The organism is Streptomyces sp. TE5632, assembly GCF_054061295.1.
Genome location: NZ_JBSSEA010000003.1, coordinates 2,946,100 through 2,961,635 on the forward strand (window position 1 = coordinate 2,946,100; position 15,536 = coordinate 2,961,635).

Sequence of the window (15,536 nt, forward strand, 5' to 3'; positions counted from 1 at the left end):
GCGCACACAGAGCACTCGAACCGTCGCGCACAGTTACGCTCGCATCATGCACACAAGGCGCACCCTCCACCGCAGGACCCGCACCGCAGTCACGCTGCTCGCCGCCGCCGCGCTCCTGGTCTCCGGCTGCTCCTCCGGGAGCACGACGAGCACCACGAGTTCCGCGAAATCGGCGGCGAAGGCGGAGGTGCTGGCCGCACTGCCCCGTGCCACGCCCGCGGCACTCACTCCGTACTACGAGCAGAAGCCGAAGTGGCGCGACTGCGGGGTGCCCGGCTTCCAGTGCGCCACGCTGAAGGCCCCGCTCGACTACGCCGACCCGTCCGCCGGTGACGTCCGCCTCGCCGTGTCCCGGAAGAAGGCCACGGGCCCGGGGGAGCGGCTGGGCTCGCTGCTGGTCAACCCCGGTGGGCCGGGCGGCTCGGCGATCGGTTACCTCCAGGCGTACGCCGGTATCGGCTACCCGGCCGAGGTGCGGGCCCGCTACGACATGGTGGCCGTCGACCCGCGGGGCGTGGCCCGCAGCGAACCCGTCGAGTGCCTGGACGGCCCGGAGATGGACGCGTACACGCAGACGGACGTCACACCGGACGACGCGAAGGAGACCGACACGCTGGTCGCCGCGTACCGGAGGTTCGCCGAGGGCTGCGGGGCGGACGCGCCGAAGCTGCTGCGCCATGTGTCGACCGTCGAGGCGGCCCGGGACATGGACATCGTGCGGGCGGCGCTGGGCGACGAGAAGCTGAACTACGTGGGCGCCTCCTACGGCACCTTCCTCGGGGCGACGTACGCGGGGCTGTTCCCGGACCGGACGGGCCGGCTGGTGCTGGACGGCGCGCTGGACCCCTCGCTGTCGGCGCGGCAGCTCAACGTCGAGCAGACGGCGGGCTTCGACACGGCGTTCACGGCCTTCGCGAAGGACTGCGTACGGCAGAGCGACTGCCCCCTCGGCGGCCGGGGCACCGGTGTCGAACAGGTCGGCGAGAACCTGAAGGAGTTCTTCGCCGAACTCGACGCACGGCCGATCCCCACCGGAGACGCCGGGGGCCGCAGGCTCACCGAGTCGCTGGCCAACACCGGCGTGATCGCGGCCATGTACGACGAGGGCGCCTGGCCACGGTTGCGCGAGGCACTGACGGCGGCGATGAAGGAGAACGACGGCGCCGGACTCCTGGCCCTTTCCGACAGCTACTACGAACGCGACGCCAAGGGCGACTACGCCAACCTGATGTTCGCCAACGCCGCCGTGAACTGCCTGGACCTCCCGCCCGCCTTCAACTCCCCGGAGCAGGTGCGGGACGCCCTCCCCGACTTCGAGAAGGCTTCCCCGGTCTTCGGCGAGAGTTTCGCCTGGGCCGCCCTGAACTGTGAGTACTGGCCGGTCGCCGCCACGGGCAAGCCCCAGCGCATCGAGGCGAAGGGCGCGGCCCCGATCGTCGTCGTCGGCACCACCCGGGACCCCGCGACCCCCTACCGCTGGGCGGAGTCCCTCGCCGGCCAGCTCTCCTCGGCCCGCCTGCTCACCTACGAGGGCGACGGCCACACCGCCTACGGCCGGGGCAGTGACTGCATCGACTCCGCGATCAACACCTACCTCCTCCGCGGCACCCCTCCCACGGACGGAAAGCGCTGCTCTTAGCCGGTGCGCCCACCCCGGAGGCAGGCCCCGGGCCCGCCTCCGGGGCAGGTACGAAGCACCATCCGAAACTGTGTAGACTTACCGACGTCGCTGATCGCACCATGGTGCCGACAGCGCACGCCGCCTTAGCTCAGATGGCCAGAGCAACGCACTCGTAATGCGTAGGTCTCGGGTTCGAATCCCGAAGGCGGCTCCGTCAAACCCCAGGTCGGATAGTCGCTGACCTGGGGTTTTCTGTTGCCCGGGGCATGGCGGGGCGCACGGCCGGAGTGTCGTCCTCCGGTGGCTTCGCCGACCTCATCGTCACTCCCCGCGCCAGATCCGGTGCAGATCCACGAGTTCCACGTCGTGGCGCTCCGCTGCGACCTGGGTCAGGTTGAGGTCGAAGCCGGAGCGTCCGAAGAGGAGCAGCTTCGCGCTTGCCGCGCGTACCCCGCGCGCGATCAGCAGACCGCGGATGCGGTCGAGCCGGTCGAGGTCGGCGAGGGTCCGGGCGCGGTCGGAGGCCTTTGCTTCGCCGATGGCGCGGATGACCGGGCTGTGGGCCTGCCTGCGCTCGCCCTCGTCCAGTGCCACGACGTCGATCTCGTGCTGCTGTCTGCCGGCGGGGTCGTTCACGACGGTGCTGCCGACTTCGCCGATGGCGCCGCCGAGGGTGTGTTTCGAGGCGTGGCGGGATGTCCATTCGCGGGCGAGCTGCTCGAGGGCGGGACCGAAGATCTGGGCGCTGACGGTGTGCTCGGCGGCGCGCCAGGCAGGCTGTGCCTTGCGTTCCTCGAAGGCGGCGAGCCGGGGTGTGGTGACGAGCTGGTGCAGGCGTACGACGGGGTCGGCGAGCCGTAGGACGGGACGGCGTTGCAGCAGTAGATCCTCGTCCTTGATGAGGAATCCGGAGGTGGTGAGGACGCTGAGTGGGTGGTGGAGGCTGCGCTGGTCGCGTCCGATGGCCGCCGCGACCTTGGCGGGCGAGGTCGCGCCTGCCGCGACTGCGCCCAGTACGGAGAGGTAGAGGGCCCGGTCCTGGATGCGAGGGTCCTCCCGCAGAAGGTATCCGGCTTCGCCGAAGAGGGCGTGGCTGGGGTTGAAGACGGTCGTGAGCAGCAGTTCTTCCAGCTCGGACGCGCTCTGTGGCGAGGCCCCGCCCACCAGGTCCCGGTATCCGGGGGTGCCGCCGAAGAAGGCGTACATTTTGAAGGCCGTCTCCAGGTCGCGGATTCCGTAGTACGCGGATGCCGTGCGGTAGTCAAAGGGCCGTAGCAGCAGGTCCAGCTCGGCCCGGCCCCGGAGTGCCTTCGCACCGGACAGCAGATCCGACATCACGGCCAGCGCCGAGCCGCAGAGGATCACCCGGCCGCGTGGGCCCTCTCCGCCGGTGTCCCGGCTCTCGTCGACCAGCGCCTGCAGGGCGGATGGGAGCTGGGCCCCGAGCGAGTGGGCCAGTAGGTAGGGGAGTTCGTCCAGCACCACCAGGGTCGGCCGGCCGTCAGCCGACGGCACCGGCCGCAGGGCCGTGCGCAGTGCCTCGTCCCAGTCCTGGAAGCGCAACTGCCCGGGACCGAGCCCACGGCCTACGGCGACCGCGTCGGCGAAGCGCTGCAATGCGGGGAGCGGCTCCTCCTCCTGCACCATGTGGTACAGACCGCCGTACGCCCGGCAGAGGCGGCGCAGCAGGAAGCTCTTTCCGGTACGCCGTCGGCCGTAGAGGATTCCGATGCGCAGGCCGGGGGCGTCCGAGGAGACGAAACGATCGAGGTCGCCCCACTCCGCCTCACGATCGAAGAGGTCTGGTGGTCGTGCCATCGTCCGATGGCACCAGTGTCAACTAATCTAAGTCAAGTTAGTCTAACTGGACCGAGTGAATGTCGGCCGCAAGGGCTCGGTGTGGTGCGGCTACCTCGGCGCCTCGACCGGATCCGCTGGGGCCGTGACCTCCCGGGTGCGGCGGATCTTGCGGTAGGCGAGAACCAGACCTGAGAGGTCGCGCGGGTAGGCGCGGGGGTGCCTCTGTTGTGTCTTTCGTCAAGCAGGTCCTGGGGTTCTGGGTTCGTAGAAGGTTCCGTCGCGTTGCCGTGCGGACGCTGGATGCGACAGACGGCGCCTCGCTCCTCGCGGTTCGGCGGTAGCGTGGCGTGGCGTGGCGTGACAAAAGGTACTGCGGGCAAGTCGGGGCGGGCGGGTTCATGCGGATGCGGTTCGAGGCCGAGGCCGAGGAAGAGTTCGAGGCGGCGTGCGCGTTGCTGGTCGACCGGCTGGTCCGGTGGGCCGGGGAGCAGGGGCTGCCGGTGGACGGCTTCCTGGCCGAGGCGATGCTGGAGTACCGGCACCGGGCGACTGTCGACGGCCGACTCGGGTGGTGGGAGCCGCGGCACGTGGAGGAACTGCTCCTCTCCTGGCTTCCCCAGCAGGTCACCGAACTCCCCGGGGAGGAACGCGGCGACGCCCCCGGCACATTGCGCACGCTGCTGCGCTACCTGCACGCCGCGCAGTTGGCGGACCCGCGCGGCCCCGCACTCGAGGACTCCCTCGCCGCGGTCGACGCGGCCGCGGAACGGTACCCGGCGGTGATGGCGGACCGTACCCGCTGGGGCCTGGCGAAGTACTGGATGACGACAGCCGCCGAGCAGGGCGTGGACATCTGGGACGGGGCGGCGTTGCAGCGCTTCGCGGACCGGGCGCAGAGCGGGGAGGTCGCCTACGACCAGCAGACCCTCGACGCGATCATGGAGCAACGGCTGACCGGCCGCGCGCTGTCCGGTTCGGCCCGGGCCGAACCGCAGCTGCCCGTGACGCTTCCCGCGGACGACGAGTTGCGACGACGGGCCGAGGCGTCGGCGATCGTGTCGCAGTTGCGGGGCCTTGCCGAGTGGGCGGGGCGCGACGGTCGGGCGGTGACGGGAACAGGACGGCTGCGGATGGCGGACGCCCGTGAGCTGGTGGACGTACTGAACACCGGCGACAGAACCGAGGGTGTGCGCTCGTCGGCCGACCTGCCGCGGCTGGGGCTGCTGGTGGAGTGGGCGAAGAAGGCACGGCTGGTCCGGGTGGTCAAGGGCCGCTTGTACGCGGTGGCCAGGGCCCGGCCGGTGCTGGCCGACCCGCTTCAGCTGTGGTTGCGCGCCTTCGACGCGTGCTTCGAGCTGCGGCAGGCCCTGATCGGGACGCGCAGCGGCTGGCACGTCGAGTCGATGCTGTTCGATGCGTACGAGGACGTGCTGGAAGATGTGCTGAACACGCTCTACAGCCTGCCGTACCCGATGCCCTGGCCGCGGCTGCGCGACTCCGTGCACCTGGCCTACCGGGCTTGCTTCCAGCTGGACGACGGGTCGGACCTCCGGCACCGGATGTGGTTCGAGCACGCCGACCGGGACCTGCGCACGGTGCTCGACGTGCTGGACGACCTGGGGGCGATCGAGCGTGACCAGGGGATGGCCGATCCGGTGTTCCTGGAAGTCGATCCCTCCGATGCCGGACCCGAACTGCCCGCGGACGTGCCACCGGAGCTTGCGGAGCTGCTGGGTGTCGTGGGGGCGGCAGCGGATCCGGCGGCGCAGGAGCGTGCCGAGGCCCGGCGTGAAGAGCTGACGGCGGGGCCGGTGGAGCTCATCCGTCTCACCGAACCGGGCACCCGGGCCGTACGGCAGCGGCTGCTGGCGGCCGGCCGGGACGCACCGCTGGTCGGTGAGCTGGCGCAGGCGCCTGCGGCCGGTCTGCTGGGGGCGCTGGCCGAGGACTACGACCCGGATACCGCCCGTGTGGAGCTGGCCGGCTGGCTTTCGGCCCGCGGGGAGCGGGAGGCCGCTCTGCGGCAACTGACGGGCGCTGTAGGGAACATGGCCTTCCGCACACGTGCGCAGGCGATGCTCGACGCACTACAGGTGGCGTTGCCGGACGGTGAGGGTGAGCGACTGCTGCACCGACTGCGTGGTGACAGCCGGTTGGCGCCGCTGGCGCTGAACGCGCTGGCGCAGCGTGAACTGCTGTCCCCCGAGGACATGACCGATGCCGAGCATCTGCTGGTGCTCGCCGAGAACCTGCTCCAGCTCGTGGAGTTGGCGGGCGGCCGGGAGGGAGCCGAGGAGGCGCTGCGCGCCCAGGGCCCCGAGGCCAGGGAGGCGGTTGCCGCCGCACTGGACTCCGCGCACCCGGACCGAGCCGGACTCGACGAGCTCAGGCAGTTGGCGGCCCGGGCGCTGCGCGCTCCCGCCGCCCGTATCCGCCGCTCCCGCAAGCCCCGGCGCCCCACCGGCAAGAGCGGCCGCAAGCGGCGCCGCTGACCGGAACAAAGCGGGGCCACCGGCGCTCCGGCGGCGCGCTGTGTCAGACCTTGGCGATGCGGACGCCGGGGCCGCACAGCATGTGGAGATCCTCGGGGTCCGAGGTCAGGACGGTCACCGGGGCGGGCGAGGCCAGGGCGGTGGCGGCGGCGATGGCGTCGAGGGCGTACTTGTGGCCGTGAAGCCCGGCCGCTGCGAGGAGTTTGCTGGCGTGGCGGGCGATGGCTTCGGTGGGTGGGACGATGTTCAGGCGGGAGACAGCGTGGTCGAAGCGGGCCTGGTTGGTCTTGGGGTCGCGGGCTTCGACGAGGGTGACGGAGCTGGTGATGACACGGATGTCTTCCGCCTCGGCTGCGGCCAGCCACTCGGTGAGTTCAGGTGTGCGTCGTACGAGTTTGGACAGGCCCTCGCAGTCGAGGACAAGCGTGCCGCTCACGCGGCGTTCGCTGAGTCGGTCGTGTTACCGCGCAGGATCGCTCGCTTGGCCTCGACCGCTGCCTGGTCGACCGGTCCGTGTTCGGTTTCCGCGTCTTCGATGAGTTCACGCAGCCGGTCGCGTTCCAGTTGGCGCTGGATGAGGGCTTCGACGTAGGCGGACATGCCGCGCTTGCCGGTGCGTGCCTTGAGAGCCGCGATGGTGCCTTCGTGCAGGGAGACGGAGACCGGGCGGACTGGGCCTTCGCCGGGAACGGGGTCGGAGGAGGTGACCATGGAACCATTTTAACAAAACTCTTGTTATTGAGTGGGGGGATTCATGTCCCCAGTGATGCGATATCGCCCAGTGGAGCGTGGGACGACGACGTCCTCGTCCCGCACGCCAGCGATCCGCAGCGTCACCCGTTTCTCGTCACCGGGGACGGGTTCCGTCGGGGTCGGCGGGAATCATCCGGGCTTGGTCGAGGAACCGCGTACGGGAAGACGTACTCGACAAGTCCTTTCCGTGAACGGCTAGCATCGCGCGTCAGTCGGACAGTCGGTCAGTCGTCGGCCGTGGGCGCTTGGGAGGTGGGGGGCATCGAGGCTCTGAGGATCGCTGTCGCCGTGGTGATCATGGGGAACCGGCCCGCGGAGGTGGACGCGCTGCTGGAGTCGGTGGCGAAGCAGGACGTGGCGCCCGCGCGGATCGTGATCGTGGGCAACGGGTGCCCGCTGCCCGAGTTCGCCCGGCGGTTGTCGCTGCCGGGTGAGGTGACGACCGTCGAGCTGGAGGAGAACCTCGGCTGCCCGGGTGGGCGGAACGCCGCGATCGCGCGGCTGCGGGAGTTCGGGGACGTGGACGTCGTCGTGGAGCTGGACGACGACGGACTGCTCGTCGACGCCGATGTGCTGCGCCGCGTGAGGGAGTTGTACGCCGGGGACGAACGGCTCGGAATCGTCGGGTTCCGGATCGCCGACGAGTCGGGGGAGACCCAGCAGCGGCATGTGCCCCGGGTCGGGCGGTCGGATCCCATGAGGGGCGGGTACGTCACCGGGTTCCTCGGGGGCGGGCACGGGCTGCGAATGGCGATGCTCGACGAGATCGGTGACTGGCCCGCCGCGTTCTTCTTCGCGCACGAGGAGACCGACCTGGCCTGGCGCGCGGCCGACGCGGGCTGGCGGATTCTGTACGTGCCGGAGCTGTTGCTCCAGCACCCGAAGACCTCACCCGCCCGGCACGCCATCTACTACCGGGTGAACGCCCGGAACCGGGTGTGGCTCGCCCGCCGGCGGCTGCCCCTCCCGCTCATTCCCGTCCATCTCGGGGTGTGGGTGCTGCTCACCCTGCTCAGGAACCGGTCGGTCGCAGGGCTGCGGGCGTGGTTCGGCGGGTTCGCCGAGGGCCTGCGGGAGCCGGCCGGTGAGCGGCGCGCCATGCGCTGGCGGACGGTGTGGCGGCTGACGCGACTGGGAAGGCCACCGGTCATCTGACCAGTCGGGCGAAGCCCGCCGTGCACCCGGGCCCCCACCTTGTGCACCCGGGCCCCCCTCACCTTTCTCGAGGGCTCACTTGGCGTCCGCGTAGCACTCCACCACCGCCGTCGTGAACGGGAACCGAACCGGGGTCTGCCCGAACGTCAGTCGGCCCGCCAGGGCCGCGGCGTCCCGGATCGCCGCCGTCACCGTCTGCGCCTCCTGCTCGGGGCAGTGCACGATCACCTCGTCGTGCTGGAAGAAGACCAGCTCGGCGGCCATGTCCGTCAAGGTCTGCCGCAGTGCGGCGAGCAGCAGCAGGGTCCAGTCGGCGGCGCTGCCCTGGACGACGAAGTTGCGGGTGAAGCGGCCCCGCGCGCGGGCGTCGGTGGAGGCGTAGCCCGGTACCCACTGCCGGGCGGCGTCGGGTTCCTCCTCCGCGACCGGGGTGCCCGCAGCGACCGGGATGCCCGCCTCCCCCACCGCGTCGTCCGTCGCACGGGCCGCGGGCGGGCAGGTGCGGCCCAGCCAGGTCCGTACGAGCCTGCCCTCCTCGCCCGCGCGGGCGGCCTCGTCGACGTAGGCGACCGCCTTGGGGAAGCGGCGTCGGAGGGCGGCGAGGTTCTTCAGGCCGTCGCCGGAGGTCTGGCCGTAGACCGCGCCGAGGACGGCGAGCTTCGCCTGCGCGCGGTCGCCGGAGAAGACGCGGTCGGACACCGACTGGTAGAGGTCGGTCTCCCGGCCGGCCACCTCCATCAGCCCCGGGTCGCGGGAGATCGCCGCCAGGACCCGTGGCTCCATCTGGGCGGCGTCGGCGACGACCAGCCGCCAGCCCGGGTCGGCGACCACCGCGCGGCGGATCACCTTGGGGATCTGCAGCGCGCCCCCGCCGTTGGTCACCCAACGGCCCGTCACCGTCCCGCCTGCCAGGAACTCGGGCCGGAAGCGGCCGTCGCGCACCCAGTCCTGGAGCCAGGACCAGCCGTGGGCGACCCGGATGCGGTACAGCTTCTTGTACTCGATCAGCGGCTCGACCGCCGGATGGTCGATGGACTCGAGCTCCCACCGGCGGGTCGAGGAGACCCTGATCCCGGCCTGCGCGAACGCCTTGACGACGTCGGCGGGCAGGTCGGGCCGCACCCGGCGGCCGAAGGCGGCGGACACCTCGTCGGCGAGTTCGGCGAGTCTGCGCGGTTCGCCGCCGCCCGCGTACCGCTCGCCGAGGAGGTCGTGCAGGACCGCGCGGTGCACGTCCGCCCGCCAGGGCATCCCCGCGCGGTTCATCTCGGCGGCGACGAGCATTCCGGCCGACTCGGCGGCCACGAGCAGCCGCATCCTGTCCGGGTGCGCGGTCGCCCCGATCCGGCGCTGCTGCTCGGCGTAGACCGCGACGAGGTCCTCCAGCGGTATGTGCGCGTCCCGAGGTTCGAAGAGGGACGGCTGCGCGCCCGGCTCGGCCGGGCGCTGCGGCGGATCGGGCGGTACGGGACCGCCGTGCAGCCGGGCCAGGGCGGCCGCGGCCGAACGGGGCTCCCCGTACCGCCCCTCGTGGCCGAGCAGGAGTGTCTCGGCGGCCTCGACGTCGTAGCACCGCGCCACTCGCACCCCCGAGGCGAGCAGGTGCGGATGGACCTCGGCGGTGGACCGCCACACCCACCGCGTGACGCCGGGACGGCTCCGCACGGCCTCGGCGGGATCCGCCTCCCGCCGCACCGGAGCGGCGGGCAGCCCGTCCGGGCCGAGGGGGGCGACATCCACGCTCCCGTCCTCGGCCGGAGCGAGTGCCCACCGGTCGGCCATGCTGCGAGTGTGGCAGGGGGGTCTGACAACGCTCTGACAACGGTCCGACGACGCCCCTGTGCCCGTATGCCCTCCGGATGCCCGGGTCAGCCCTGCCCGGGCTCGGGCTTCGCGGGCTGTCCGTCCGCCGCCTCCGGTTCCCGGGTCTCCAGGAACTGCGCCAGCATCTCGGTGACGTACCGCTCGGTGGTGGTCTTGTCGATGCCGAGGCCGCTGAGGACGCCCTCGCCGTTCTCGTGCTCCAGCAGGGCGAGCAGGAGGTGTTCGGTGCCGACGTAGTTGTGGCCGAGGCGGAGGGCCTCGCGGAAGGTGAGTTCCAGGACCTTCTTGGCCGCCGAGCCGTACGGCACCAGCTCGGGGGCCTCTTCGACGGGCGGCGGGAGCAGCGCGGTCGCGGCCTCGCGGACCGCTTCCGGGGTGACGCCCTGCTCGGTGATCGCCTTCGCGGCCAGGCTGCCCGGCTCGGCCAGCAGGCCGAGGACCAGGTGCTCGGGCAGGCCCTCGGCGTTCCGCGCGGCCTTGGCCTCGTTGTGTGAGGCCATCACCACGTTGCGGGCGCGGGGCGTGTAGCGGTGGAAGCCCTCGTTCGGGTCGAGCGGGGCCGAGTCCTTCGTCACGAAACGCTTCTGGGCCGCCTGCCGGGTGACGCCCATGCTCTTGCCGATGTCCGTCCAGGAGGCGCCGGAGCGCCGGGCCTGGTCCACGAAGTGGCCGATCAGGTGGTCCGCCACGTCGCCGAGGTGCTCTCCCGCGAGCACCGCGTCCTGAAGCTGCTGGAGGGGCTCCTCGTGGACCTTCTTGATGGCCGCGATGAGGTCGTCGAGACGTACGGATGACTTGATGCCGGGGTTCGTCGTCATGTGTCAACCGTAGGTTGACAGCAGGGGGGTGTCAACCACGGGTTGACAGGTGAGTGCATCGGGTCGAGGGTTCGGTGGGGAGAGGGGGCATGGCACGATCGGCCCGTGAGCACGTCCAGCACCGTCGACCGCGCCTTCCGGGCCGCCCTGTACGCCACCATCGACGACGCCCTCGACACCGGCGCGTCCCTGCTCGCCTCCGATCCGGCGGCGGACGCCGAACTCGCGGGGCGGGGCGAGGAGTTCGTGGCGACGGCCTGGCGGCGCGGCTGGCAGCCCGCCGATGTCGTACGGATCGTCCGGCGCGAACTGGGCGACGTGCACGTACGGCTGGTCTCGGCGCTGATCCGCGCGCAGGCACCGCACGACCGGCCCCGCGGCCCTCGCTGGCACGCCCAGCTCGGCGACCTCGGCGGTCGTCCCGGTGACCGCGACGACCGCGACGACCGCGAGGCCGCTTCCGCGCGGCGCACCGACCGCTTCTCACACGCCACCGCCGTACTGGAGCTGTACCGGCTGCTGCTGCGCCTGCCCGCCCTCGAACCCCTCGACGAGCCCGACGGGGGCGCGGCGGGGAGTGAGGGAGCCGGGGGTACGGGCTCACCCGCGCGGGAACGGCACCCGGAGTCCCGCATGCTGGGCCGCATCCGCGCGCTGCTGGCCAAGGCGGAGGCGACCGGGTTCCCGGAGGAGGCGGAGGCCCTCACCGCCAAGGCGCAGGAGCTGATGGCACGGCACAGTGTCGACGAGGCGCTGCTCGCGGCGCGGGCCCCCTCGGCGACGGCTCCGGGCGCGTGCCGGATCGGGGTGGAGCCGCCGTACGAGCAGACCAAGGCCGTGCTGCTGGACGCGATCGCCACCGCGAACCACTGCCGGGCCGTGTGGAACGAGGCCCTCGGCTTCTCCACCGTGGTCGGCTTCGCCTCCGACCTGGAGGCGGTCGAACTCCTCCACACCTCACTGCTCGTGCAGGCCGGTACGGCCATGACGAAGGCGGAAGCGGCTCAGCGGGCCGGGGGACGCAAGCGGACCAAGACCTTCCGGCAGTCCTTCCTCGCGGCGTACGTCCACCGCGTGGGCGCGCGTCTCGCGGCTGCCGCCGAGAGCCAGCTGACGGACGACTCGCTCCCGGTGCTCGCCTCCCGCGACGTCGCGGTCACCGAACGGCTGGACCGACTGTTCCCGGAGACGACGACCACCCGGCTGCGCGGGGTGAGCGACGCGGCAGGGTGGGAGGAGGGGGCGCGGGCGGCGGACGACGCCCAGGTCGAAGCGCGCGGGCGGCTTCCCGGGCGGCGTCCCTGAACCGGCGCCCGCTCAGCCACCGCCCGCTCAGCCACCGCCCGCTCAGTCCCCGCCCGCTCAGTCTCCCGACCGCTGGAAGGCGCTCACGGTCGCGTCGGCCGCGCCCGTCCCCGTTCCGGTGGTTCCCGTGCCCGTGCCCTCGCCCTGGTTCGCCACCGGGCCGTACGACCAGCGGAATTCGCGGGTGGCGGAGTCGCCGGGGAGGCCGATCTCCAGGGTCTTCGCGTCCAGGCTCCGGCCGGCGCCCTCCGGTCCGCGCACATAGGTGACCGTGAAGGAGGCGGACCCGCCCTCGGCCAGGGTCAGCTTCTGGGCCGTGGCGCCGTCCGTCGGCGCCAGTGCGACGGGCTCGCCCCCTGCCGCCACCAGGCTCGCCTCGGGGAAGCCGTCCAGGACGCAGGCGGGACCCTGGTTGACGAGGTCCACGGGGACCTCGCCGGTGTCACCGGCGGCCGGGGCCTCGCTCGCGGGGCCGACCTCCAGGCTCACCGTCGCGATCGAGCAGGCCCCGCTCTCCTGCTTCGCGTCGTCCTTCGCCCCGTCACCACCGTTCTCGCCGCCGCAGGCGGTCAGCAGGAGGAGGGCGGTGACGGCGGTGACGGTGGTCGGCATGGCGCGCATGATGATTCCCCTGAGGTCGTGGAACAGCCCCCAGATCATCACACCTCGGGGAGCCCTCCCGGCGCACCCGGAGGGCAGAGTCCGCACGGCGGGACCTACGACCCCGGCCCCGCGGCCGGCAGCCCCGGAGGCAGCCGGCCGCCCTCGGCCTTGGTGAACGTCTCGGTGCCGAGGGGGCTCTCCCAGGTGACCTTCAGGGTGGACCCGCTCACGGAGTCGATCGTGCCGCTCGCCCGGTCGGCCTTGCCGTCCGCGCACTTCAGGCTGATCGTCGAGACCCCGGCGTCCTCCCGCGCGGTGCCACTGCACACGGTGCCGCCCGTGGCGAAAAGGGCCGCCTGGTCGCCGGTGAACATCAGGGCCACGGCCTTGCCCCCGGCCGTGGTGAGCCAGCTGCCCTCCAGCTTGCCCGCGGGGGCGCCGGTCGCGTCCGAACCGCCGGACCCGGACCCGGTGCCGCCGGAATCGGGGGTGTTCGTGATGGACGGCGTGGACGGCGTGACGCTGGGCGCGGAGTCGCCGCGGGAGTCGCCGTCACCGCCGCACCCGGTGAGCACCAGCGCGCCGGCCAGCCCCAGGGCCGCGTACGCGATCCGCATGCGTCGGCCCGACACGGTGCACGCCCCCGCGATCCCCTGATCCACCGATGTCACCGCAAGCCCCCTAGCTGTGGTCGGCCCCGTCGGCCGGAACGGCCGGAGCCAGCTAACAGGACGTACCCGGCACCCCACCAGCCCCGGTGACACCGCGCACCGAAAAAAGAGACCGCTTGCAGGACTGAGCAAGGCACCGAAGGACACACGAAGCCACACGAGGGAACAGGAGAGCCCTCGTGTGCGTCTCATCTTCCAGGCGGGGGACCGGCAGACCCGGCGGCAACGCTGTAACCGCAGGAGCACCCCGCGTGCACGTGCATCTGCCCATGCATTTGCACATGAACAAGCTATGATCCGGATCAGTTGACCACTGCATCAATGGCCACACCAGCCAGTGCACACCGGGGAGCGACCTGTGGACCACGACGTGTACGACGGCGACGTGTACGACGGCGCCGGCGCGTCCCGCGTGTACAACGGCATGGCGGCCACCGGGCTGGACGGCGTGGCCTGGCAGAAGAGCCGGCACAGCAACTCGCAGGGATCCTGCGTGGAGTTCGCCCGGCTGCCCGGGGGAGAGGTGGCGGTGCGCAACTCCCGTTTTCCCGAGGGGCCCGCGCTCGTCTACACCCGCGCGGAGATCGAGGCGATGCTGCTCGGCGTCAAGGACGGCGAGTTCGACCACCTCGTCGCCGGCTGACCCGGTGGCCTCAGGCCCCCCGGTCCCGGGGCGGTGACGCGCGTAGGGTGAACACGGTGCCCACGCGTGCGGCGCCGTGCCGCGTCACGTCACACGTCCCGTCATGTGACATGTCACGTCATACGGCGGGGCCGCGGAGCCGGAACAGGGCCCAGACCACCTTGCCGCCGAGTGCCCCCCGCATCGGCTGCCAGCCCCAGCTGTCGCTGAACGATTCGACCAGCAGCAGTCCGCGGCCCGACTCGGCGGAGAAGTCGCCCGCCTCACCGGTGACGGGACTGTCGTGGCTGGGGTCGCGCACCGCGCACACCAGTCGCCCGGTCCATCGCATCAGGTGCAGCCGCACCGGCGGTTCCTGCCCCGTCAGCCGCGGCGCTTCGGCCGGCAGGCCGTGCCGCAGGGCGTTGGTCACCAGCTCGGAGACGACCAGGCACACATCGTCGAAACGGTCGCCCACGTCCCACTGGTCACAGGTTTTCCGGGTGAACCGGCGTGCCTCGCGCACCGCTTCGTACCGGACCGGGAGGGAGCAGGAGGCGGCGTCGGACACGGCCGCGGGGTCCAGCGGCGGAAGGCCCTGCCGTAACGGCTCGAGCATGGTCGATCCATTCGTCCCCATGCGAGGCACTCCCGGAATTCGCGGTCGTAGCGATACGGCGGTGGTGCGAAGGCCATGGTTTCCGATGCGCAGGGCAGATGCAAGGGCAGATGCACGTGCAGCTGACCGAAATCGTCCCTCCCGTACCGCTTGTTGGTCAATTTTTCCGTCATCTTTTCGTCCCCTCAGCCTCTCCTGTTGTCTGAACCGTGTTCCTTCCCGAACGAAACCCCTGGCTCGATTCCATTTCCGTAACCGGTCGAGTACTGCTCGGAGTGTTTTAGTGGCAGACTTCGGGCCCTGGCAGACGTTGGGGAGGCTGGCGAACGTGAGCGCGGGAGAGCCGGGATCGGTGGTGCGGCGCATGCTGCTCGGATCACAACTCAGGCGACTGCGTGAGGCTCGGGGGATCACGCGAGAGGCCGCGGGTTATTCGATCCGCGCCTCCGAATCGAAGATCAGCCGGATGGAGTTGGGCCGGGTGAGCTTCAAGACCAGGGACGTGGAGGACCTGCTGACGCTGTACGGCATCGCGGACGAGCAGGAGCGCGCCTCGCTCCTCTCCCTGGCCCGGGAGGCCAATGTCGCGGGCTGGTGGCACAGTTACTCGGACGTGCTGCCCAGCTGGTTCCCCACCTACGTGGGTCTCGAGGGCGCCGCCGCGCTGATCAGGGCGTACGAAGTGCAGTTCGTGCACGGCCTGTTGCAGACCGAGGAATACGCACGCGCGGTGGTCCGGCGCGGCATGCAGGGCGCGAGCGAGGCCGACGTCGAACGGCGGGTGGCGCTGCGCCTGGAGCGGCAGAAGTACCTGGTCTCCGAGAACGCCCCCGAGTTCCACGTCATCCTCGACGAGGCCGCGTTGCGCCGCCCTTACGGGGACCGTGAGGTGATGCGGGGCCAGCTCCAGCATCTGATCGAGGTCTCCGAACGGCCCAATGTCCGGCTGCAGGTCGTGCCGTTCGGTCTCGGCGGCCACTCCGGCGAGTCCGGCGCGTTCACCATCCTCAGCTTCCCCGAGTCCGATCTGTCGGACGTCGTCTACCTGGAGCAGCTGACGAGCGCGCTGTACCTCGACAAGGCCGAGGACGTCGCCCAGTACGAGAAGGCGCTCAAGGAGCTCCAGCAGGACAGTCCGGGGCCGTCGGAGAGCCGGGACCTTCTCCGAGGACTCCTCCAACTCTCCTGAAACATAAGTACGATGACGACCGATCAGAACCGTGGAGCCGATCGGGGCGGGCCCGATCCGGCAG

Annotated in this window: 14 protein-coding genes and 1 tRNA gene; 7 read left to right on the forward strand and 8 right to left on the reverse strand. The window is 71.4% G+C overall.

Going from position 1 to position 15,536, the window contains the following annotated elements; translation table 11 throughout:
• Positions 1-46: 46 nt before the first annotated feature.
• Positions 47-1,639: an alpha/beta hydrolase gene (locus ACVW19_RS18670; protein ID WP_457460483.1), complete on the forward strand. Its 1,593-nt coding sequence runs from the start codon at positions 47-49 to the stop codon at positions 1,637-1,639.
• A 119-nt stretch (positions 1,640-1,758) separates the two neighbouring features.
• Positions 1,759-1,832, forward strand: a tRNA-Thr gene (locus ACVW19_RS18675).
• Between the two features lie 110 nt (positions 1,833-1,942).
• Here the strand turns inward: ACVW19_RS18675 and ACVW19_RS18680 are convergent.
• Positions 1,943-3,439, reverse strand: coding sequence for an ATP-binding protein (locus tag ACVW19_RS18680; protein WP_457460484.1), 1,497 nt, complete (start codon positions 3,437-3,439; stop codon positions 1,943-1,945).
• A 380-nt stretch (positions 3,440-3,819) separates the two neighbouring features.
• Here ACVW19_RS18680 and ACVW19_RS18685 point away from each other — a divergent pair, with 380 nt between their 5' ends.
• Positions 3,820-5,913, forward strand: coding sequence for a hypothetical protein (locus tag ACVW19_RS18685; RefSeq protein WP_457460485.1), 2,094 nt, complete (start codon positions 3,820-3,822; stop codon positions 5,911-5,913).
• Positions 5,914-5,956: 43 nt separating this feature from the next.
• Here ACVW19_RS18685 and ACVW19_RS18690 read toward each other — a convergent pair whose 3' ends face one another.
• On the reverse strand, positions 5,957-6,349 hold the full coding sequence (locus ACVW19_RS18690) for a type II toxin-antitoxin system VapC family toxin (protein ID WP_457460486.1): 393 nt from the start codon (positions 6,347-6,349) through the stop codon (positions 5,957-5,959).
• On the reverse strand, positions 6,346-6,624 hold the full coding sequence (locus tag ACVW19_RS18695) for a hypothetical protein (RefSeq protein WP_457460487.1): 279 nt from the start codon (positions 6,622-6,624) through the stop codon (positions 6,346-6,348). The genes ACVW19_RS18690 and ACVW19_RS18695 overlap by 4 nt, the downstream gene beginning before the upstream one ends.
• Before the next feature lie 303 nt (positions 6,625-6,927).
• Between ACVW19_RS18695 and ACVW19_RS18700 the strand changes: the two genes are divergently transcribed.
• Positions 6,928-7,821, forward strand: coding sequence for a glycosyltransferase family 2 protein (locus tag ACVW19_RS18700; RefSeq protein ID WP_457464670.1), 894 nt, complete (start codon positions 6,928-6,930; stop codon positions 7,819-7,821).
• Between the two features lie 75 nt (positions 7,822-7,896).
• Here the strand turns inward: ACVW19_RS18700 and ACVW19_RS18705 are convergent, their stop codons facing one another.
• Positions 7,897-9,603 carry a bifunctional 3'-5' exonuclease/DNA polymerase gene (locus ACVW19_RS18705; protein WP_457460488.1) on the reverse strand — a complete coding sequence of 569 codons (1,707 nt, stop codon included), beginning with the start codon at positions 9,601-9,603 and terminating at the stop codon, positions 7,897-7,899.
• 86 nt (positions 9,604-9,689) lie between these two features.
• Positions 9,690-10,463 carry a Clp protease N-terminal domain-containing protein gene (locus ACVW19_RS18710; protein WP_457460489.1) on the reverse strand — a complete coding sequence of 258 codons (774 nt, stop codon included), beginning with the start codon at positions 10,461-10,463 and terminating at the stop codon, positions 9,690-9,692.
• Positions 10,464-10,568: 105 nt separating this feature from the next.
• Between ACVW19_RS18710 and ACVW19_RS18715 the strand changes: the two genes are divergently transcribed.
• Positions 10,569-11,768: a DUF2786 domain-containing protein gene (locus ACVW19_RS18715; RefSeq protein WP_457460490.1), complete on the forward strand. Its 1,200-nt coding sequence runs from the start codon at positions 10,569-10,571 to the stop codon at positions 11,766-11,768.
• A 57-nt stretch (positions 11,769-11,825) separates the two neighbouring features.
• On the opposite strand, the gene ACVW19_RS18720 is transcribed toward ACVW19_RS18715, so the two are convergent.
• The gene (locus ACVW19_RS18720; RefSeq protein WP_457460491.1) at positions 11,826-12,389 is read right to left on the reverse strand and encodes a DUF4232 domain-containing protein; all 564 of its coding nucleotides are present in this window, start codon (positions 12,387-12,389) and stop codon (positions 11,826-11,828) included.
• Between the two features lie 95 nt (positions 12,390-12,484).
• Positions 12,485-13,042: a hypothetical protein gene (locus tag ACVW19_RS18725; protein WP_457460492.1), complete on the reverse strand. Its 558-nt coding sequence runs from the start codon at positions 13,040-13,042 to the stop codon at positions 12,485-12,487.
• 358 nt (positions 13,043-13,400) lie between these two features.
• Here ACVW19_RS18725 and ACVW19_RS18730 point away from each other — a divergent pair, with 358 nt between their 5' ends.
• Positions 13,401-13,685, forward strand: coding sequence for a DUF397 domain-containing protein (locus ACVW19_RS18730; protein WP_457460493.1), 285 nt, complete (start codon positions 13,401-13,403; stop codon positions 13,683-13,685).
• 118 nt (positions 13,686-13,803) lie between these two features.
• On the opposite strand, the gene ACVW19_RS18735 is transcribed toward ACVW19_RS18730, so the two are convergent.
• Positions 13,804-14,283, reverse strand: a complete 480-nt coding sequence (locus tag ACVW19_RS18735) for an ATP-binding protein (protein WP_457460494.1) — start codon at positions 14,281-14,283, stop codon at positions 13,804-13,806.
• A gap of 364 nt (positions 14,284-14,647) precedes the next feature.
• On the opposite strand from ACVW19_RS18735, the gene ACVW19_RS18740 reads away from it, so the two are divergent.
• Positions 14,648-15,472, forward strand: coding sequence for a helix-turn-helix domain-containing protein (locus tag ACVW19_RS18740; RefSeq protein WP_457464671.1), 825 nt, complete (start codon positions 14,648-14,650; stop codon positions 15,470-15,472).
• The last annotated feature ends 64 nt before the right edge of the window (positions 15,473-15,536 follow it).